Source organism: Arthrobacter sp. 24S4-2, assembly GCF_005280255.1.
Lineage (GTDB): Bacteria > Actinomycetota > Actinomycetes > Actinomycetales > Micrococcaceae > Arthrobacter.
This window is the reverse complement of record NZ_CP040018.1, coordinates 5,083,340-5,101,706: the sequence shown is the minus strand read 5'-3', so window position 1 is coordinate 5,101,706 and position 18,367 is coordinate 5,083,340. Positions and strand designations below refer to the sequence as shown.

At 67.4% G+C, this 18,367-nt stretch carries 19 protein-coding genes and 1 riboswitch; of the genes, 10 read left to right on the top strand and 9 right to left on the bottom strand.

The window, feature by feature from the left end; all coding sequences use genetic code 11:
- Positions 1–83: 83 nt before the first annotated feature.
- The 4 genes from FCN77_RS23710 to FCN77_RS23695 all read right to left on the bottom strand — a co-directional run bounded on the left by FCN77_RS23710 (position 84) and on the right by FCN77_RS23695 (position 3,840).
- Entirely contained in the window at positions 84–2,273 is a 2,190-nt protein-coding gene (locus tag FCN77_RS23710) for a bifunctional diguanylate cyclase/phosphodiesterase (protein ID WP_137324257.1), read from the bottom strand.
- Positions 2,274–2,441: 168 nt separating this feature from the next.
- Positions 2,442–3,116: a nucleoside/nucleotide kinase family protein gene (locus FCN77_RS23705; RefSeq protein WP_137324256.1), complete on the bottom strand. Its 675-nt coding sequence runs from the start codon at positions 3,114–3,116 to the stop codon at positions 2,442–2,444.
- Positions 3,117–3,172: 56 nt separating this feature from the next.
- Positions 3,173–3,517 carry a multidrug efflux SMR transporter gene (locus tag FCN77_RS23700; protein WP_137324933.1) on the bottom strand — a complete coding sequence of 115 codons (345 nt, stop codon included), beginning with the start codon at positions 3,515–3,517 and terminating at the stop codon, positions 3,173–3,175.
- On the bottom strand, positions 3,517–3,840 hold the full coding sequence (locus FCN77_RS23695) for a multidrug efflux SMR transporter (protein ID WP_137324255.1): 324 nt from the start codon (positions 3,838–3,840) through the stop codon (positions 3,517–3,519). The genes FCN77_RS23700 and FCN77_RS23695 overlap by 1 nt, the downstream gene beginning before the upstream one ends.
- A 9-nt stretch (positions 3,841–3,849) precedes the next feature.
- Positions 3,850–3,915, bottom strand: a riboswitch (guanidine-III (ykkC-III) riboswitch).
- Between the two features lie 239 nt (positions 3,916–4,154).
- On the opposite strand from FCN77_RS23695, the gene FCN77_RS23690 reads away from it, so the two are divergent.
- Positions 4,155–6,122 (top strand): glycogen debranching N-terminal domain-containing protein, encoded by a 1,968-nt coding sequence (locus tag FCN77_RS23690; RefSeq protein ID WP_137324254.1) that lies wholly within the window; start codon positions 4,155–4,157, stop codon positions 6,120–6,122.
- Between the two features lie 23 nt (positions 6,123–6,145).
- Here the strand turns inward: FCN77_RS23690 and FCN77_RS23685 are convergent, their stop codons facing one another.
- Positions 6,146–6,808, bottom strand: a complete 663-nt coding sequence (locus FCN77_RS23685; protein WP_137324253.1) for a HutD family protein — start codon at positions 6,806–6,808, stop codon at positions 6,146–6,148.
- A 138-nt stretch (positions 6,809–6,946) separates the two neighbouring features.
- Between FCN77_RS23685 and FCN77_RS23680 the strand changes: the two genes are divergently transcribed.
- The 3 genes from FCN77_RS23680 to FCN77_RS23670 all read left to right on the top strand — a co-directional run bounded on the left by FCN77_RS23680 (position 6,947) and on the right by FCN77_RS23670 (position 9,343).
- On the top strand, positions 6,947–7,543 hold the full coding sequence (locus tag FCN77_RS23680) for a phosphoribosylanthranilate isomerase (protein WP_137324252.1): 597 nt from the start codon (positions 6,947–6,949) through the stop codon (positions 7,541–7,543).
- Between the two features lie 115 nt (positions 7,544–7,658).
- On the top strand, positions 7,659–8,705 hold the full coding sequence (locus FCN77_RS23675) for an LLM class flavin-dependent oxidoreductase (protein WP_137324251.1): 1,047 nt from the start codon (positions 7,659–7,661) through the stop codon (positions 8,703–8,705).
- A gap of 92 nt (positions 8,706–8,797) precedes the next feature.
- Positions 8,798–9,343 (top strand): YceI family protein, encoded by a 546-nt coding sequence (locus tag FCN77_RS23670; RefSeq protein WP_137324250.1) that lies wholly within the window; start codon positions 8,798–8,800, stop codon positions 9,341–9,343.
- Positions 9,344–9,370: 27 nt separating this feature from the next.
- Here the strand turns inward: FCN77_RS23670 and FCN77_RS23665 are convergent, their stop codons facing one another.
- A complete protein-coding gene (locus FCN77_RS23665; RefSeq protein WP_137324249.1) occupies positions 9,371–10,471 on the bottom strand; it encodes a serine hydrolase in 1,101 nt (366 codons plus the stop codon).
- Positions 10,462–11,478 (bottom strand): magnesium and cobalt transport protein CorA, encoded by a 1,017-nt coding sequence (locus FCN77_RS23660; protein ID WP_137324248.1) that lies wholly within the window; start codon positions 11,476–11,478, stop codon positions 10,462–10,464. The genes FCN77_RS23665 and FCN77_RS23660 overlap by 10 nt, the downstream gene beginning before the upstream one ends.
- A 225-nt stretch (positions 11,479–11,703) precedes the next feature.
- Here FCN77_RS23660 and FCN77_RS23655 point away from each other — a divergent pair, with 225 nt between their 5' ends.
- From FCN77_RS23655 to FCN77_RS23645, 3 genes are all read left to right on the top strand, one after another.
- Positions 11,704–12,105 (top strand): YccF domain-containing protein, encoded by a 402-nt coding sequence (locus FCN77_RS23655; RefSeq protein WP_137324247.1) that lies wholly within the window; start codon positions 11,704–11,706, stop codon positions 12,103–12,105.
- 157 nt (positions 12,106–12,262) lie between these two features.
- Positions 12,263–12,613 (top strand): helix-turn-helix transcriptional regulator, encoded by a 351-nt coding sequence (locus FCN77_RS23650; protein WP_137324246.1) that lies wholly within the window; start codon positions 12,263–12,265, stop codon positions 12,611–12,613.
- Complete coding sequence (locus FCN77_RS23645; protein ID WP_175417375.1) at positions 12,606–13,112, top strand: SRPBCC domain-containing protein; 507 nt, start codon at positions 12,606–12,608, stop codon at positions 13,110–13,112. The genes FCN77_RS23650 and FCN77_RS23645 overlap by 8 nt, the downstream gene beginning before the upstream one ends.
- A gap of 86 nt (positions 13,113–13,198) precedes the next feature.
- Here the strand turns inward: FCN77_RS23645 and FCN77_RS23640 are convergent, their stop codons facing one another.
- Together FCN77_RS23640 and FCN77_RS23635 are read right to left on the bottom strand one after the other, a co-directional pair.
- On the bottom strand, positions 13,199–13,951 hold the full coding sequence (locus FCN77_RS23640) for a 2-phosphosulfolactate phosphatase (protein ID WP_137324244.1): 753 nt from the start codon (positions 13,949–13,951) through the stop codon (positions 13,199–13,201).
- Positions 13,948–14,835: a DUF4031 domain-containing protein gene (locus tag FCN77_RS23635; RefSeq protein WP_137324243.1), complete on the bottom strand. Its 888-nt coding sequence runs from the start codon at positions 14,833–14,835 to the stop codon at positions 13,948–13,950. Before FCN77_RS23635 ends, FCN77_RS23640 begins: the two co-directional genes overlap by 4 nt.
- Positions 14,836–15,210: 375 nt before the next feature.
- On the opposite strand from FCN77_RS23635, the gene FCN77_RS23630 reads away from it, so the two are divergent.
- The 3 genes from FCN77_RS23630 to FCN77_RS23625 all read left to right on the top strand — a co-directional run bounded on the left by FCN77_RS23630 (position 15,211) and on the right by FCN77_RS23625 (position 18,183).
- On the top strand, positions 15,211–15,639 hold the full coding sequence (locus FCN77_RS23630) for an N-acetyltransferase (RefSeq protein WP_217496198.1): 429 nt from the start codon (positions 15,211–15,213) through the stop codon (positions 15,637–15,639).
- A 404-nt stretch (positions 15,640–16,043) separates the two neighbouring features.
- On the top strand, positions 16,044–16,655 hold the full coding sequence (locus FCN77_RS27225) for a hypothetical protein (protein ID WP_254678724.1): 612 nt from the start codon (positions 16,044–16,046) through the stop codon (positions 16,653–16,655).
- Positions 16,567–18,183, top strand: coding sequence for an HNH endonuclease signature motif containing protein (locus FCN77_RS23625; protein ID WP_254679061.1), 1,617 nt, complete (start codon positions 16,567–16,569; stop codon positions 18,181–18,183). Before FCN77_RS27225 ends, FCN77_RS23625 begins: the two co-directional genes overlap by 89 nt.
- The last annotated feature ends 184 nt before the right edge of the window (positions 18,184–18,367 follow it).

Genomic DNA, 18,367 nt, shown 5'->3' with positions numbered 1-18,367 from the left:
TTCGCTGCCTTGCCGCTTTGGGAAGGTGCCTGTTAGGGAACAGCCGTCCTTGCCAAGAACCGCGGCGGGCGGCCCGGTATTCCTCAGGAATCGATGGCTTTCTCGAGGGCGGCCGGGCCGGGCTGCAGGCGGGCACCTGCGGCCAACAGCGCCGCGAGCGCCTCGGCCGGGCAGGGGCGGGCCAGGAGGTATCCCTGCCCCATCTGGCAGTCCAGCTCGCGGAGGAGCTCCAGCTGCCCTGGTTCCTCGATGCCCTCGGCGATGACGTCCAGGGACAGCATTCGGGCCAGCCCCAGGATGCCTTCGAGCATCGCGGCGGCCTGGGCCTGGGATGCCTGCCTCCCCAGGAATGAACGCCCGATCTTGAGGATGTCAGCGGGCAGCACCGCCAATGAGCTGAGGGAAGAATAACCCGTCCCGAAATCGTCGATAGCCACGCGGACGCCCGTATCCTTCAGCGTCTTGAGCGCAGCGACGCCGCCGTCCGTACTGCCCGCCAGGGCCGTTTCCGTGACTTCCAGGACCACCTTGTGGGCCTCCGCCGCGGGGTGGGCCAGGATCCGCTTGATGGCCGCCAGATTCCGCGGATTGGGGAGCTGGATGGTCGAGAGGTTGACGGCAATCCACAGGTTTGCGCAGTGCGGGAAGGTTGCCCGCCAGCTGGCCGCCTGGCGGCTGGCGGTGTCGAGTACCCAGCAGCCCACAGCATCGATGTCGCCGGTCTCCTCGGCGAGCGGAATGAATTCCGAGGGGGGCAGCAGGCCCAGGGTGGGATGCTGCCAGCGAACAAGGGATTCCACACCGACGATTTCCCCGGTGCGCAAATCGGCAACGGGCTGATATTCGAGCCGGAGCTGTCCTTCGTCCACCGCCGTGGCAAGGTCGCGCTTGAGGGCGGCCCGGTACGTCATGTGGTCGTAGCCCTCGGCGTCGAACAGCTGGTAGCGGCCCTTCCCGCCGTGTTTGGCCAGGTACATGGCGAAGTCGGCCTGCCGCAGCAGCTCGGCCGCATCGGCTGTTTCCGGGCGCCGCTGGACGGCCCCCATGCTGGCGGTGACGGTCAGCCGGTCATCGCCAACGACAAACGGCGGACGCAACGCCTCATGGATCCGTTCGGCTATCCCGGCGGTGACGGAACCGGCGTCGTCGTCCATCACCACCACGGCGAATTCATCCCCGCCGAGGCGGGCAACGAGGTCGCTGCCGCGGACACAGGCTTTGAGGCGCGTGGCCAGCTCGACCAGCAGCGCGTCACCGCGTTCATGTCCAAGGGAGTCGTTGACCTCCTTGAAGTTGTCGATGTCGATGAACAGGAGCCCTTCCTGCCGGTTCCTGCGGGTGGTGCCGGGGCCAAAGGATGCCGTGAGGCGTTCCATCAGCGCGGCACGGTTGGCCAGTCCGGTGAGGGGGTCATGCGTGGCGCGGTGGGTGAGGACCAGATGGCTGTTGTGGACGGCAGCGGCCATGCCGTTGAAGGCCTCCGCGAGTTCGCCGAGTTCGTCGCGGCGGAAGACCTCGATGCGGTGGTTGTAATTCCCGCTGCGCAGCTTCTGTACGCCCTGGTGAAGGCTGTTCACAGGCCGCATCAGGTCCTTGACCATCCTGCGGCGGAAGTACACCGTTACCACCACCGCCACGAAGAACAGTGTGATGCGCCCGACAAACAGAAGCTGTTCAAGCTCGGCGCTGTGGGCGAGCCCTTTGTCCAGTTCGTCAAGCGAGAAATGGCGGATTTCCGCAAGTTGCTGGCGAACCCCGGCGCTGGCCGCCGCGAAGGACGGGGTCTCGTCAACATGGTTGCCTTGCAGCGACGCCACCTGGCTGCCCCAGAGGCCATGTGCCGAAAGGGATTCCTGCCAGGCCTGGCGGGCGGCGAGGAGTTCTTCCCGCATCCCGGGCGCGGGAACAACGGCGGCCTCCTCGAACAGGTGGGAGATGCGGTCCTGCTCCAGGAGGAAGGCCGATCGGTCAGCGGGGGCCTTGGACAGCAACAGGTGCCCTTGCAGCTCGTGGGCGTCGAGGGCGGCGCGGAGCGCCTCAACGTGATCCACCTCTGCATGGAGCCGGGCCGCCGTCGAATGCACCTGCTCCATGAGTCCCCGTACGCCGACTATCGTTACGGTAGCGCCGAGCAGCAGTGCCGCCAGCATCAGCAGGAATGCCCTGGACCATTCACGCTGCAGGCTCCACGTGCGCGCCGGATCCGCAGGGGCTGTCAGCGGCTCCGCCGTCGGGGCCGTTTCTGAAGCATTGCCCGGCGCTTTCGCATCCATGTGCTGTTGTCCTCTGCGTCCAGGAGCCGCCAGGGACCCAGCCACCGGCTGAGACCCTTCAACGGTCCGGTGATCCTAGGAGCAGGCTAACAGGGTGGCAGGTGCCGCACCGTGTGCCACCGAAAAAACTTTCTGTGTGAAGGCATCCGCAGGCCACGTTCCGAGGTGTTACGACCAGGGAACGATCCGGTCCGCCGCAGTGCGCGTGGATTCGATCAGCCGGGCGTTTGCCTCGTCCGAACCGGCCGCCCATTCCTCGGCCGCCCGGCGTTCCATTCCAAACCTCACATGCCGGTCAACCAGCCGGGCCAGTCGAAGCGCCGGGGGAGTGTCCAGGAACCAGACCTCGTCCAGCTGTTCGCGCACCCGGCGCCAGCGCGGATCGTCCGCGAGGAGGTAGTTGCCCTCGGTGATCACCAGCGGCACGGAGGCTGGAACAGCGATGGAGGACGCCACGGGTTCGTCGATCTGCCGGCGGAAATCCGGGGCGTAAACCACCGGCTCGTCCCGCCTCGCGAGCCGCTCCACCAGCGAAAAGTAGCCCCCGACGTCGAACGTGTCGATTGCGCCCTTGCGCTGCCGCAACGGTGTGCCGTCGATGATCGCGTTGCCAAGGTGGAACCCGTCCATGGGGACCACCACAGCGGTGCCGGCAGCAAAGAGGGCGTGCAGGCCGGCGGCGAACGTTGATTTGCCGGACCCCGGCGAACCTGTGATCCCGAGCAGGACGCGGTTTCCGCCGGCAAGTCGCTGCCGGAGGGCATCCACTGCCGCCGCCACCTCCGGATGCCGGAGCGCGGTACCGCTGAACGTCCGCGGAGAGGTCACGGGAGGAGTCGCCATGCCAAAAGCCTAACCGGCGGAACGCCGGTTAGGTGTGCGGGGCCGGGAGTCCGGCGCTAGGAGTCCTGAGCCGGCAGGAGCTTCAGGCCCGCCGCACAGCCAACAATCCCGGCGATGAACAGCAGCTTGAGCGGACTGGCAGGCTCGACGCCGGTGGCCATGGCCCAGCCGACGGTCAGGGCAGCGCCGATCCCCACCCACACGGCGTAGGCGGTCCCCAGCGGGATGCTCTTCACGGCGATTCCCAGGCCCGCCATGCTCAGCGTGGCGGTGACCGCAAAGACGGCGGTAGGCAGCGCCTGGGTGAAGCCGTCGGATAGCCCCAGGGCCGTGGCCCAGACGGCTTCCAGCACGGCGGAGGCAAGCAAGACCAGCCAGGCGCCGGCGGAGTTCCCAAGCATCACGCCACCACCTTAAGGCCAACCACGCACGCGGCGATCCCGGCGAGCAGCAGCAGCCGCGCCGCCGTCGCGCGTTCCACCTTGGTGATGATCGCGTAGGCCGAGGTCAGCACCACGCCCACGCCAACCCACACCGCATAAGCGGTGCCTGTGGGGATGGACTGCATGGCGATGGCGAGTCCGCCGGTGCTCGCGATGACCGAAACGAGGAAGACGGCCACGGGCAGCACCCGCCGGCGGCCTTTTGCCCGGGAGGTCCGGTGCAGCGCTGCGGCCCACACGGCCTCGAGCGCCCCGGAGAGGAGGAGGATTAACCACGACATGACGGATCCTTTGGCCAGTCTTGTCGCGTGCCGGGTACTGAACCGTCGTCCGGAGGTTCCGGAGGGGAACCTTGATTCCAGCCTAGCAACGCCCGACGCCGGGCGGCCACCGTTGGTGGCCAAGGTCACCGGGCTCCCGGCACCAGCACGGGCAAGCACCGGCCAGCAATGCCGGACTTTTCCATCCCTCCGTAACGTGTGAGAAAATTTAACCGCGCAATTTGACCGATCAGATGTGCGCGCCCAGGTTCACGCCCGGTAATGCGGACGCCAGCCTCCGCACCCAACCCAGCAGAACGAGGAGTTGTCTCACCGTGGCCTCTGAACAGCCATACCTGCACAACCTTTCCGGCGTTTTCAGCGCGCCCATCCAGGCGTGGTCCGACGCCCACGGGCAGATCCGCCACAACGGCGCGCAGGGGATCTACTGCGGCGATGACCGCGTCCTCAACACAGCGGTCCTCACCGTGGACGGACGCGAGCCTGAATGGGTTTCCACCCAGCTGCGTTCGTCCAAGGAAACCGACTACATCTACTTTGTGCGTGCCGAGGCTGAGGTGGCCGATCCGCTGCTTTCCCTGGTGCGCACGCGCACAGCCGATTCCGGCCGGATCCGGCCCGGTGAGGACACCGAGAGCCTCACCGGCTGCTCGGGTCGGGTGGCAGAGACGCTGCGCCTTGAATCGGCCATGCGGGAGCCAGTGGCACTGACGGTCCGGTTGAGCCTTGGCGCGGACAACACCACTATGGAAGACATCAAGCAGGGGTTCCGGGATGGCGGGTCGGTGGAACCGGCGGGAACCACCTGGTCCTGGCGCGACATGGACACCACCCTGGCGCTGACGGCGTCCAAGGGGGCAGTGAGCATCCACGGCAGCAAGGTCACCATCGAATGGTCGGTGGAGGTGCTTCCCGGTGTGCCGGTGGAGCTGGCCTGGGCGGTTGACCTGACGGATGCGGATTCGCCGATGCTCGCCGCGGACGGCGAGCCCATCGCGGCTCCGGCCTCCGACGATCCCCGGCTGCACCGCCTCCTGGAACGGTCCGTGAGCGACCTCAACAGCCTGCGGCTGGCCCATTACTCGCATCCGAACGACACCTTCCTGGCGGCAGGGGCGCCGTGGTTTTTCACCATGTTCGGGCGCGACTCGATCATTGCAGCCCGGATGCTGCTGCCCGTCAACACCGCCATTGCCGGCGGGACGCTCCGGGCGCTGGCCGGCCGGCAGGGCACGGAGACGGATCACACCACGGCCGTCCAGCCCGGCAAAATACTGCATGAGGTGCGCCGGACCGTCCTGACCATGGCCGAGAGCGGCCAGGCCCTGCGCCTGCCGCCGGTGTACTACGGCACCATTGACGCCACACCCCTGTGGATCTGCCTCCTGCACGATGCCTGGAAGGCCGGCATGCCGGATGCTGAGGTGGAGGAACTCCTGCCGAACCTCCAGGACGCCCTTGAATGGCTCAGGGACCACGGCGACCTCGATGGGGACGGTTTCCTGGAATACCTTGACGCCTCCGGCCAGGGCCTGGTGAACCAGGGCTGGAAGGACTCCGGCGACGCCATCCGCTGGCATGACGGATCGCTGGCAAAGGGGCCCATCGCCCTGGCCGAGGTCCAGGCGTACGCCTACGAGGCCGCCGTCGTGGGCGCCAAACTACTCGACACCTTCGGCCGCCCGGGAGCCGCGGAATGGCGGAACTACGCAGCAGGCATGGCCGAGCGCTTCCGCGCGCAGTTCTGGTGCGAGGACGATCTGGGCCCTTATCCGGCGCTCGCCCTGGATGCGGAGAAGAAACCCGTGGACGGCGTGACCTCCAACATGGGGCACCTGCTGGGCACAGGCATCCTAAACGAGGAGGAGCAGCAGATCGTGGTGCGCCGGGTCATGGACCCCACCATGTTCTCCGGCTATGGCGTTCGGACGCTCTCCACCACCAACGGCGGTTACTGGCCCACCCGCTACCACGCCGGCGCGGTCTGGAGCCATGACACGGCCCTGATCATCAGCGGCATGCTGGCCGATGGCTTCCCGGGTGAAGCGGCGCAGCTCGCTGCCGGGTTGCTGAATGTGGCCGAGGCCAACGACTGGCGGCTTCCGGAACTCTTCGGCGGCCACGGTTCGGACACCATGCGTACGCCTGTGCCGTTTCCCGCCAGCTGCCGTCCGCAGGCGTGGGCTTCGGCCAGTTCCGTGGTGATCGCCGCGGCGCTGACTCCGGCGGGGCCGGAGCAGGAGAAACTGCCGCAGCCGTCCGGGGCCGTCGCTACCAGGTAACGCGGTGCCGGCCGGCAGCGGCGCTAGCCCGTAACGCGGTCGATCGACACAACGGCAAGGAAGCCCCGGCCCAGGATCTCTGGCGTCCGGGAATCGGAGCCGACGACGGCGTCGTAGCGGCCCAGCGTCGCCGGTTCACCGGGGGCCGGGGCTGCTTCGGGCGTGCCTGAATCGGTGGCGCCGGTGTCGCCGGCCCCGGCTGAATCAGCAGCGGCTGAATCGCCCGCGGTACCCGGGCTGACCGTGGCCTGGCCCTGCAACAGGATCCCGAGCTGGCCTTCGAAGACCGGATGGGCGCGCTTCTTGGAGAGCTCGATGATGGATGTGTAGCCCTTGAACGCGCCGTTCCGAGTGATGACGTTGAGGTCGCGGATGTCGCCCGTGGGCAGTGCGCTGGCTGTCTCAGCCTCGCCGGAGAACCGGAACGGCCGGTACTTTTCCAGCGGATGTTCGGCGCCGTCCACGGTCAGCAGCAGGAGCTCGCCGTCGATTACGGTGAGCACGCGCTCCATGCCCGGAAACGCCGAGAATGCGCCGGCCTTTGATACTTCGGCGATGCTCACCCGCCAGTCCCAGGCGCCATTCTGCGCGGACGCGGCCTTCGGATGGCTGGCCAGTTCGCGGGTCACCCCGCCGGCGTTGCGCCACGGTTCGGCCCTGAGTTCTGCATAGCGGATGATCTCCATCCGCCCAGCCTAGCGGCCACGCGGCGGCCCACGTCCAAATGACCACGTCCACATGAAGCGCCCCGGCGTAACGTCCGCGCCGCCCCGCGGAGGCTTGCTAACCTCAGGTGGAGGAATGAATTGCAGGAGGAGCCGGGGATGTTCGTGAAGGTGTGTGGGCTCAGTACGCCGGAGTCCGTCCGGGAAGCGGCCGGCGCGGGTGCGGACGCCGTCGGCTTCGTCCTGACCAAGAGCCCCCGCGAAGTCACGCCCGCCAGGGCACGGGAACTCCTGGCCCACGTTCCGCCGGGCACCCCGGCGGTGGGTGTGTTCCGCCACGAACCGGCGGCAGACGCCGTCGTCCTCGCCCGCGAGGCCGGACTCGAATGGATCCAGCTCCACGGTGACCGCACCCCGGCGGACGTCAAAACAGCGCACGACGCCGGCATGATGGTGATCCGGGCCGTCACCATGGGTGCCGCGCCGGACGCGTTCGAAAGCTGGGGCGAGGAACTGCTGCTCATCGATGCCGCCGTGCCCGGCTCCGGCGAGGCCTGGGACTACGGTTCCGTCCGGGCCAAGGGACTGGGCCAACGCAACTGGCTGCTCGCCGGCGGGCTCGACCCGGGGAACGTCGCCCGGGCCGCGAGCGAAGCCGGTGCGTGGGGAGTGGATGTCTCCTCCGGCGTCGAAAGTTCCCGCGGGGTGAAGGACCTGGCGAAGATCCGGGCATTCGTGCTCGCTGCGAAGGCGTAGCCGGCCACAGAATGCACGGCCTGCCGGAAAGCAGGCGCCGGAATAGGGGGCCGGAACACACGGCCGGAACACGGCCTGCCGGAATGAAGGGTGCCGGGTTCTTGTTGCCGCAGTCATGAAGCGCATCGGATTTCTTTCCTTCGGCCACTGGGGCAACGTTGAGGGTTCCCGGACCCGTACCGCCCGGGATGCCCTGCTGCAGGGCATCGACCTCGCCGTGGCTGCGGAGGAACTCGGAATCGACGGCGCCTTCTTTCGCGTCCACCATTTCGCCCGGCAGCAGGCCTCGCCGTTTCCGCTGCTGGCCGCCATCGCCGCCCGCACCAGCAGGATTGAAGTGGGCACAGGCGTGATCGACATGCGGTACGAGAACCCGCTGTATATGGCAGAAGAGGCGGCCGCCACCGACCTGATCAGCGGCGGCAGGCTTCAGCTGGGCATCAGCCGGGGCTCACCCGAGCCGGCGCAGGACGGTGCGGCGGTGTTTGGCCATGTCCCGGCCGACGGCGAAAGCCCGGCGGACATGGCCCGCCGGCACACCGCGGTGTTCCGCCATGCCATCACCGGCGCCGGAGTGGCCGAGGGGGATCCCCGCTACGGCGGCGGCTCCGGCAAGCTGCCGGTCCAGCCGAACTCCCCGGACCTGGCCCGGCGGATCTGGTGGGGAGCCGGATCCCGTGCCACTGCCGTGTGGGCGGCCGAACAGGGCATGAACCTGATGAGTTCCACGCTGCTCACCGAAGACACCGGCGTGCCCTTCGACGAGCTCCAGGCCGAGCAGATCAGCATGTTCCGCAGCGCCTGGGCCAAGGCCGGCCACCAGCACACACCCCGGGTATCGGTCAGCCGCAGCGTCCTCCCGATCGTCGATGACGAGGACCGCAGGTACTTCGGGCTCAGCGCCCTGCGCGAAAGACGGGACCAGGTGGGGATCATCGACGGGCTGGTGGCGCGTTTCGGCAAAAGCTACGTGGGAGAGCCTGACGCGCTCGCCGAAGACCTTGCCGCCGACGCTGCTGTGCAGGCTGCGGACACGCTCCTCCTCACGGTTCCCAACCAGCTCGGCGTGGACTTCAACGCCAAGCTCCTCGGCAACATTGCCAGCCACATCGCCCCGGCCATCGGCTGGCAGCGGAAGTGGCCGTCGCTGGTGGAAGGCTAGCCGTGGCTGGGGGTCTTCGCTAGCATTCAGCTGGGGGAGCACCCCGAAAACCGGCGGGCCCGAGCCCGCCACCGCGTCGAAGGAGACCCGCTGTGACACTGCCCCAAGGTATTACCCCCGGCATCTGGACCCTCGACATGTCCCACAGCGAGATCGGGTTCACCGTCCGCCACGCCGGCATCAGCAAAGTGCGGGGCCGCTTCACCGACGCCTCAGCGGAGGCGCATGTGGGCAATTCCCTCACGGCCTCCAGCCTGCATGCCACCGTGAAGACCGCAAGCTTTGATTCCGGTGACGCCAACCGCGACGGCCACGTGCGCGGGGCCGACTTCTTCGACGTCGAAAATTACCCCGAGATGACCTTTCGGGCAACGGGCATCGAGGGTGAGGGCGAGGACTACACCGTCACCGGGGACCTCACCATCCGCGGCGTCACCAAGCCCGTTGAGCTCGAGGTGGAGTTCAGCGGAGTGGCTGTTGACCCGTTTGGCGCCACCCGGGCAGGATTCAGCGCGGAGGCCGAAATCAGCCGCAAGGAGTTCGGGCTGACCTGGAACGCGGCACTTGAGGCGGGCGGACTGCTGGTCAGCGACAAGGTCAAGATCAACGTTGAGGCGGCCCTGGTCAAGAAGGAGTAAACGCCGCTGGGGCAGGAGTCCTCAGGTTCAGGGCATGCGGAGGATCAGCGAAAACAGCGCGGCGTAGTCATAGCTCGAGGTGCTGTTGGACATAATCACCATTCCCCTGCCCCGTTCCGGGTAGAGCCGCATGATGTTCCAGAACCCCAGCCCGGTGCCGAAGTGCTCCACGTAGGAACCTTGGGGCCCCTTGGTGTGTTTCCGGAACCAGCCTGCGGAGTGGTCGAACCGCTTCCCTTTGACGTGGATATCGCGCATCGTCCGTGCAGTGGATTCCTGCAGGACGCGGCGTCCCTCAGGCGCGGAGGCTGTTCCTTGAGGTGCCGCCAGCCCGTCATTGAGGTGCAGCCGGGCGAATGTGGCGGCATCCAACACGCTGCCAAACAGGCCGCCGTAACCGGCCCCGTCAACCAGAAACGGGTTGAGCGAGGAGTAGCCGCCGTGCCTGGGGCCGACAATACCTGCGGGCAGGACGCCGGCCAGAAGGGGCGTCAGCGGCCGGGGGATCCGAACGTAGCCGGTGGCCGCTTGGTGCCCCGGCAGGGAGGAGAACGCAGTTGCGGCCATGCCCAGCCGTGTGAGGATTTCTCGCTGGACGTAGCTCTGGAACGGCTCGCCGGCCACCGTACTGATGATCTGTGCCGCGGCCAGGTAGCCGACGTTGGAATAGTGGCCCGTTCCGCCCACCCTGTGGCGGAACGGGCGGCGGCGGGCCATCAGTTTCCGCAGCATCTCCTCCTGGTCCGGCCCCGGGGAGCCCGCGGGATGGACCCATTTCACCGGCAGCGGATTGCCCAGCCCGGACGAATGCGTCAGCAGCTGCCACATGGTGGGCTGGGCCCGGCCGGGGGCCCGCAGCCAGGCGACGTACTCGTGGACGGGGGCGTGCAGGTCCAGGAGCCCCTGATCGGCTAGCCGCAGGGCTGCGGTGGCTGTTACGGGCTTCGTCATGGAAAACCAGGGGTACGCCGTGTCTGCGGTTGCGGCAGATTGCGAAGCCAGGTCAGCAAAGCCGGTGCCGCCGGAATAGAGCACCCGGTCCCGCGATACAACCGCGAGTGACATTCCGGGAACGTTGGCCCCGCGGGCAGTCTCGGCCAGGGCGGCCCGGACCGCGGTCAGATCCATTTGTTGTGCCTGAAGGCCGCGTACAAGGCTACGCCCATGGCGGCCATCAGGCCCAGGGCCATGGGGTAGCCGAAGATCCAGTCCAGCTCGGGCATGGTGCGGAAATTCATTCCGTAGATGGTGCCCACCAGGGTAGGTGCGAAGAGGATGGCGGCCCAGGAGGAGATGCGTTTAACCTGCTCGCTTTGGGCGAAGCTGGATTCAGTCAGGCGCCGCATTTCATCGTTTTGCCGCTGCGCCACCAACGCAGCATTAACCGTGAGTGCGTTCTGGAGCAGGGCGCGGAAGGACGCGGTGCGTTCGCCCAGGCGCAGGACGTGATCCAGGACGTCCCTGAGGTGGTCCTGAAGCTCCGGCCCGGGCCGGTGCTCGTGCGATCCCGTGATGAGGGCCTGCATGATGCCCGCCAGTGGACTCGTTCCGCGCTGGAACATGATGACCTGGCGGGAAAGTTCATAGATCCGGCGTGAGACATCAGGGTCGCCGCTGAAGAGGTCATCCTCGATCTCGTCGATGTCGTTTTCCAGCCCGGCGGCCACAGGCTCATACTCATCCACCACCTGGTCCAGGATGGCGTACAGCACCGCGTCCGGTCCCAGCGCCAGGAAGTCAGGTTCACCTTCCATCCGCCGGCGGACGCGTGCCAGGTCCGGTGACTCGGCATGCCGGACGGTCACCACGAAATCCTGGCCAACGAAAACGTGGATCTCGCCAAACTCGACCTTTTCGACGTCGTCGAGGTAGCGGGCGGGGCGCAGCACCAGGAACAGGGTATCGCCGTAGTGCTCCAGCTTCGCCCGCTGGTGCCCGGTCAGGGCGTCCTCCACCGCCAAGTGGCTGAGGTCGAATTCGTCGGCAACAGAGCGCAGCTCGTGCGCGTCCGGCCGGTACAGCCCGATCCAGGCCATGCCCTCACGCTGCCGCAGCAGGAAGTACGTCTCTTCCAGCCCCTCCGGATCGGCTGTGCGCCTGCCGTCCACATAGACGGCGTTATCAACTATGGTCACGGCTGCGTCTCCTTCTCCGGAAGGCCCCGGGGCGTGACGGTGGCCTTTCCCCGGCACGCTGCCAACAGTATGCGCTAGCGCCGCCGCGCAGCTATGGGATGCCGGCGTAAGGATTTCGTAAAGACAGGGGTCCGGCCAAGTACTGCGGTGCAACGGCCCGATTTCAGGGCCGATTCAGGGCAAACCCCGAGCCCGGAGGGGCCGGCCGCGGGGGAGAATGGCATTATGAAGACATTGCTCAACATCATTTGGCTGGTATTCGGCGGACTCTGGCTGGCCCTGGGCTATTTCCTCGCTGGGGTCATCTGCTGCCTGCTTATCGTGACGATCCCGTGGGGCATCGCATCCTTCCGGATTGCCTCCTACACGCTGTGGCCGTTCGGACGCATGGTTGTGGACAAGCCGGGCGGCAATGGCGTGTTTGCGCTGATGGGCAACGTGATCTGGCTGCTGGTCGCCGGCATCTGGATCGCGATCGGCCATGTGGTGACGGCGTTCGCCATGGCCGTCACCATCATCGGCATCCCGCTGGCCATCGCCAACCTGAAGCTCATCCCGGTTTCGCTGATGCCCCTCGGCAAACAGATCGTGCCCACGGACCGGCCGTTCATCAGCAGCTATCGCTAAGGCGCTTGCCCCGCAGCGGCCCGCCCCAAGCGGCGTGCTCCCCCGGGAGTCTGCCCCGGAGGAGCCTGAGCCCGGCGGCCTGCTCCAGGGGCTTGACGCCGGCGCTTGTCCGGTCCATATTTAACTTATTAGTTAATTAACGGATAGGTTATATGCGATGGCGGCTGATCAGCTCAGCATGATCTTCGCGGCACTGGCAGATCCTACGCGGCGGGCAATCCTGGCGCGCCTAGCCAGCGGCGATGCCACGGTCAGCGAGCTGGCGGAGCCGTTCGAGATCAGCCTCCCGGCCATTTCCAGGCACCTGAAGGTACTGGAGGCCGCCGGGCTGATTTCCCGCAGCCGTTCCGCGCAATGGCGGTCCAGCCGCCTTGAGGCCGGTCCCCTCCGGGAAGCCACCCAGTGGATGGACACGTACCGCGGGTTCTGGGACTCCAGCTTCGACCGCCTGGACGCGCACCTCAAGAGAATCCAATCCCAGGAAACCGAGGATGAGTCAAATGGTTGACAAAGCAGGATCCGCAACGGAAGTTTCTTCGCAGCCCTCGGCGCCGGATGACGCCATGCTGGTGATCACCCGCGACTTCGCAGCGCCCATCCGCGTGGTGTGGTCCGCGCTCACGGACCTTGACCAGGCTCCGGCGTGGTGGGGTCCTCGCGGCTTCCACACGCCGAGGGAAACCATCGAGGCCGACTTTGAAGTAGGCGGCATGTACCGCGCCTGCATGATCAGGGAAGCCACCGGGGAGAAGCTCTGGTGGAGCGGGATCCACACCGAAATCGATCCCCCGCACCGCTTCGTGTTTACCCATGCCTGGGACAACGCGGACGGAACCCGGGGCTTCGAAACCGAAGTGACCTTCGAACTCGAGGAAACAGGCCCGGACACCACCCGGATGACTTTCACCCAGGGGCCCTTCGACACTAACGAGAACCGCGACGGGCATGGCGCCGGCTGGGGCGAGTCCCTCGACCGTTTGGCCGAGCACATCGGCAGCGCGGGCTGAGCCGCCCCGCCGACAGGGCGTTCGCTTTCCGGCGGGGCGCTTTCCTGGGGGAGGGAGCTCTCTCCAAGCGCGATTTCCGCCGGGTATTACGGCCGGCGGAACGCGCCGTCGTCGAGAAGTGCGACGCCGGCGCTCCCGTTGAGTTCCGCTGCGATTTCCACGTCCTCCTGGTAGCCGGCGAACACTAGCTCCCGTCCGCTGGAGCATTCCAGCAGCGATTCAGCGAGGTCCGGCTCCGCCGCCAGGAACGCCTCCATGGCCCAGCGGGCTTCGGGGGAAAAGCCTGCCCTGCGGTACTTGGGGAGGGCGGCCAGGAAGGCGCCGGCGCCCAGGTGGTCCTCGAGCGCCGGGCGAAGTCCGCCGTCGGGCCATCTTTCGCCGGCCGCAACGACGGCGATCACCGCGGCCGGCGGCAGGTTCCGGGCAGCCCATTCCGCTGTGGCGCGGGCATTACGCAGGCAGACGGCCGCCACGCGGGGAACCTCTCCCGCCAGGGAGTGGGCCAGCGCGGAGCCGTTGGGCGAGGGCAGCACCACCCGGTCCAGGACCTGCGCGTCCCGCAGGCTGGCGGGAGACAGACTCACGCCAGGCCCGCCGCGGCGGCCGGCCAGCACCGCCCCTTGCTCCGCGGCGAACTCCGCCGCCGTGTTGTCTTTCCACCGGTAGGGCAGCACCTCGGCTCCGCGGTCCACGGCGACGCTCACACAGGTGGTGAAGCACAGGACGTCCACCACCACGGCCAGTTCGGCCCCGGGCCCCACGGCCATGGCGCCGTCGGGACCCCATTCGAAGCGGACCGTGAATGGCAGCTGCCGGTGCGCGGCGGGCACCTCGCTCACGCGGGCCCGTCTTTTGGGTTGAGTTCGCCTTGGAGGTTGCGTTGTGCAGAATCCAGCCACAAGTCCCGGCCGCGGGCCGTATTGAACAGCGGGTCCAGTTCCAGGAGGTGACGGACGACGGCGGCCCGCCCGGCCGCGAAGTCGTCGTCGCCAATGTGCGCGAAGTCTTCCCGGACGGCGCTGAGGTACCGGGCGTACTGCCTGGGTTCGCTGCCGAGGACGGACAGGTCGGCGTCGCAGAGGAGGGAGCCGTCGTCGTCCCCGGCATCCGGCCGGTGGTCGGCAGTGAGCCGGACCAGCCGCCCCACCTCGTACGCTTGGTCCTCGGACAGCCCGGCGTGCAGGAGCCTGTCCTCGGCCAGCCGGGCTGATTCCTCCTCGTCCTGGCCGGCGATGCCGCGGTAGACGGCGTCGTGGAACCAGGCGGCGAGGAGTACCGTGCGGGGAGGATCGGCCGGTTCTGTCAGCAGGTCCAGGGCCTCGAGGACGGACAGCAGGTGGGTGTGCCCGTGGTACTTCCGGTGCTCCTCGCCCCACCGGTCCAGGAGGTCCAGGAAAAGGGCGTCGTGTCCGGGCAGCACGGCGTTCCAGCGGTTAAGCAGTGGCACCTTGAGGGCCTTGCCGCGCTCGCGGGCGGGGATGCGGAGCCCGCTCGCGATCAGCTTGCGGACCAGGATCCGCGCTTCCACAGGGACCGCACCGGCCTCCACGAGGGCGTCATAGCGGGCCTCGGACACGTCGTAGTGGTCGCCGTCGAAGGCCCGTTCCGAAATGCCGGCGGCCTCGGCGAAGCGGTGCAGTTCGTCGAGGGACGTGTCCGAGATCAGGTGCGAAAAGTGGGTTCCGTGGGCTGGCCAGAGCGGCGGATCGAGGTAGACGGCCATGGGGGAAGTCTAATGCCGTGGGCTCCCGTGGTCCGTGCGGGATGCTTCTATATTCGTCAAGCAGCGATCTTGGCCACTACGTCGGTGGAATGTCCTGTGAGTGGTCGAAGAGACCAGTTGCCTTGCACGGAAGAGCCCGCGAGTTCTAGTGCGCCCTGAAGTTGTGGTCGATTGTAGGAAGTAGCTCGCTCCGTCTAGGGTGTCTTGCGTGGAGCACTTTTGCTTGACGCGTACGCGTCTCTGAGGAACGACCGCCCGCCTCCCGTTTGGTTGTAGGTGGCCTGAGTTATGCCCTCTTTTTCTCGATCAAAGGCTCACATCATGCTTATTCGCCCTTTTGCTGCTCAAGATGAGCAAACGATCGTCGCCCTAACATTGACCACGTTCGAGCCCTTTTACGAGGGATCGTTCCGCCCGACGATGGGCGAGGCTATTTTCGCCGTCCAGCACGCTGACTGGCGCGAAGAATACGCCAGGACTATCCCCGGGCTGCATGCCCCTGGTGCCGGTAAGTATGTGGACGTGGGCGAAGTTGAGGGCACCGTCGCGGGATTCGTCAGCTGGCAGATAGACGTAGCCCGGGAGCATGGCGAGATCAGCATCCTCGCCGTGGCGTCTGGGCACCGGCGCGCCCGTGTGGGCCGGCAGCTGTGTGAGCATGCCATGGCCAGGATGAAGAACCTCGGGGCTCGAATCGTTGAGATCGGTACCGGAGGTGACGCGTTCCATGCCCCTGCCCGCAGCCTTTACGAAAGCCTGGGCTGCGCGCAGATTGCTGTTGCCGTCTACTTCAAGGAGCTATGAAAGCCGATCTAGGAACGAGCTGCGTTTGGTCACGTTTGCGCGAACCCCAGAGTGGGGATCAGACTGGGTGCGGCGATCTGGAATCCGACGCGGGCCCGTCCGGGGCGGACATGTCCAAGCAAAGCGCGCTCCGACAAAAGCTCAGGTCGGAGGCAAAACCATGGGTGAGTCACACCCCAGCCAGGTCACAGCACCAGACTGCCAGCCACTCCCAGAGCAGCCAGGGAAAGACTTACAGACCATGGGCAGTGGGCCGGAGCCGGACCGGCGGACGCCCTGACGGGTGACCGGCCGCTGCCCCGGCGGGCGGATCCCTTGGGCGGTCCTTAGGACCACGCCTGGCCAGTTCGTCTGCGCCAAATACCAGGCATTAGAATGTCTGACCCCCTTGGCAGAGTTATCCCATGGAAGCCGTTGGAGAACTCGCCCCGAACCAGGCCAAGCGCCTCGGGGAGTGTTCCGACGCGCGGTTGGTGCCGGAGCCGCTGAGGCGGACCCTGCGCGCTGTTCCTCCGGCTAGCTGCTTCGGCGGCCGGCCGGAGTGCGACGGCGGGCAGCCGGCTGTAGGGTCCGACGGCGACGGGGCCAGTGATCTGGCCCGGAGCCTTGAGCTGCTCAGAAGCCTTAGTTCGACGGTGGTCGCCGAGGCCGCACTGCTTGATTTCCGTGAGGCCGCGGATTTCGCCGCCAACGTCGAGGAAGTCTCCCGGACGGTCGAATACTTGCAGGTTGTTGCGGCCGGTGCTGTGGACCGGAGCCGGCGCCAGGCCACAGCAGCGGCGCGTGCAGGGTCGGGCGCGGCGGTTGGCTGGGTTACGGGATGGGGTGAGACTGCCGTGCGCGAGCCGGTGGGCTGGGTCACGGGGTCAGCCAGTCAAACGGACAGTGGGCCTGGCGACAGCCAAACCGGCCAACCGGGAAGCAGCCCTGAGGCCAGCGATCCGGCGGCCAGCGGCGGGCCGGGATCCGGCGGCCAGCGGCGGGCCGGGATCCGCCCCGCCGGATCCTGCGGATGACGGGTCCCGGAACGCCCCCGGGTTCCTCCGTGCCCGGCTGCGGATCAGCGCCGCTGAAGCACGCCGCCGGATCACTCTCGCATCGGCGGTGCTGCCCCGGACAGGGTTCACGGGCCACACGGAGCCCCCTGAGCGGCCCGAACTCGCCGCCGCCGTTGCGGCCGGGACCATCGGCTCCCGTCCCGCGACCATCATCACCTTGGCTTTGGACCGGGTCCGGCACCACGCCCCGGACGAGGCCCTGGCCCGGATGGAACATGCACTGACCCGCACCGCGGCCGAACGCGACACCGACTTCCTGACCCGCATCGCCCGCCAGTGGACCGATGCGATCGACCAGGACGGTTCGGAGCCTTCCGAGGAAGAACTCCGCCGCCGCCAGGGTGCGTTCCTCCGCCCGGCCCGCCGCGGACTGCACCACCTGGAAATCTTCGCCACCCCCGACCAGTACGAATCCCTCCTCACCGTCATGAACACCGCCACCAACCCCCGCACCCCGGCCAAGACCACTGAGGGCAACGACGCAGACGCGGACACAGCCACAACCACAACCACAACCAACGGTGCGGCGGCGGACACGGGCGTAATGGCGGACACCGGAACCGGCACGGACGGCGGTTCAGTGGCGGACGGCGGTGGCGGGACCGGCGGTGGCGCCGGGGACAGCTGCGATGAGACCGGCGGCAACAGCGGTGCACTTGATGCCGATCTGGACCTGCGCACCCTCCCGCAGCGGCTCCTCGACGGCCTCATCGGCGCGTGCAAGGCAGCCCTCGCCACCGGCACCCTCCCGGCCGCGGGCGGGCTACGGCCCCAGGTCATGGTCACCATCGACTACCGCGACCTCCTCGAACACACCACCAACCAGGGACCCCGCTACCGCTCCCGAACCGCAGACACCAGCTCCGGCTACAACAGCACGGGGAGCCCCGGCAGCGCTGGCCACCCCGACAACGCCGGCTACGATGATGCCACAGGAAACCACGCCGGCCCCGCAACGAGCTGCGCCCCGGGTGAGGGCCCGCGCGATGCGGGCGACCACACCGACCATGGCTTCGACGGCTTCGGAAGCGCTACAGCTGGGCACCACGGGCCCACCGGGATCCCGGGCACGGGGTCGTTCACGTTCACCGGCCCGGTCACCGCCGCCACCGTCCGGAAGATCGCCTGCGACGCCGGCATCATCCCCGTCCTGCTCGGCAGCGAAGGCCGCATCCTGGACATCGGCCGCACCACCCGGATCTTCCCGCCCCACATCCGCAAAGTCATCACCGCCCGCGACCAGGGCTGCGCCTTCCCCGGCTGCACCATCCCCGCACCCTGGTGCGAAGCCCACCACATCACCTACTGGTCACACGGCGGACCCACCAGCACCGACAACGGAACCCTGCTCTGCTCCCATCACCACCACCTCATCCACAAAGAACTGTGGACCATCCAGGTCAAAACCGGCATCCCCTGGTTCATCCCGCCACCCCACATCGACCCCCACCAACAACCACAACGAAACAGGTACTTCAAAACCTGAACTGCCGGCCGAAGCTTGGCCCTGCCGCGCACCGACGAAACCCTCGGGTAGCACGGCCGATCGGGTCGAGCCGGGAGCGCGGTTCGCAATCGGCCAGATGCTGGTGGCGAAGTACAGCCGGGGGCTGCCATCGGAGCACGTGATCATCCCTGGGGCGCGTAACAGCCTTTGTCATCTCCCCACG

Bases quoted from the DNA above. Each gene is read 5' to 3' on its own strand.
- FCN77_RS23710 (WP_137324257.1), bottom strand. From the start codon at position 2,273: ATGGATGCGAAAGCGCCGGGCAATGCTTCAGAAACGGCCCCGACGGCG.
- FCN77_RS23705 (WP_137324256.1), bottom strand. From the start codon at position 3,116: ATGGCGACTCCTCCCGTGACCTCTCCGCGGACGTTCAGCGGTACCGCG.
- FCN77_RS23700 (WP_137324933.1), bottom strand. From the start codon at position 3,517: ATGCTTGGGAACTCCGCCGGCGCCTGGCTGGTCTTGCTTGCCTCCGCC.
- FCN77_RS23695 (WP_137324255.1), bottom strand. From the start codon at position 3,840: ATGTCGTGGTTAATCCTCCTCCTCTCCGGGGCGCTCGAGGCCGTGTGG.
- FCN77_RS23685 (WP_137324253.1), bottom strand. From the start codon at position 6,808: ATGGAGATCATCCGCTATGCAGAACTCAGGGCCGAACCGTGGCGCAAC.
- FCN77_RS23680 (WP_137324252.1), top strand. From the start codon at position 6,947: ATGTTCGTGAAGGTGTGTGGGCTCAGTACGCCGGAGTCCGTCCGGGAA.
- FCN77_RS23675 (WP_137324251.1), top strand. From the start codon at position 7,659: ATGAAGCGCATCGGATTTCTTTCCTTCGGCCACTGGGGCAACGTTGAG.
- FCN77_RS23665 (WP_137324249.1), bottom strand. From the start codon at position 10,471: ATGGATCTGACCGCGGTCCGGGCCGCCCTGGCCGAGACTGCCCGCGGG.
- FCN77_RS23655 (WP_137324247.1), top strand. From the start codon at position 11,704: ATGAAGACATTGCTCAACATCATTTGGCTGGTATTCGGCGGACTCTGG.
- FCN77_RS23650 (WP_137324246.1), top strand. From the start codon at position 12,263: ATGGCGGCTGATCAGCTCAGCATGATCTTCGCGGCACTGGCAGATCCT.
- FCN77_RS23645 (WP_175417375.1), top strand. From the start codon at position 12,606: ATGGTTGACAAAGCAGGATCCGCAACGGAAGTTTCTTCGCAGCCCTCG.
- FCN77_RS23635 (WP_137324243.1), bottom strand. From the start codon at position 14,835: ATGGCCGTCTACCTCGATCCGCCGCTCTGGCCAGCCCACGGAACCCAC.
- FCN77_RS27225 (WP_254678724.1), top strand. From the start codon at position 16,044: ATGGAAGCCGTTGGAGAACTCGCCCCGAACCAGGCCAAGCGCCTCGGG.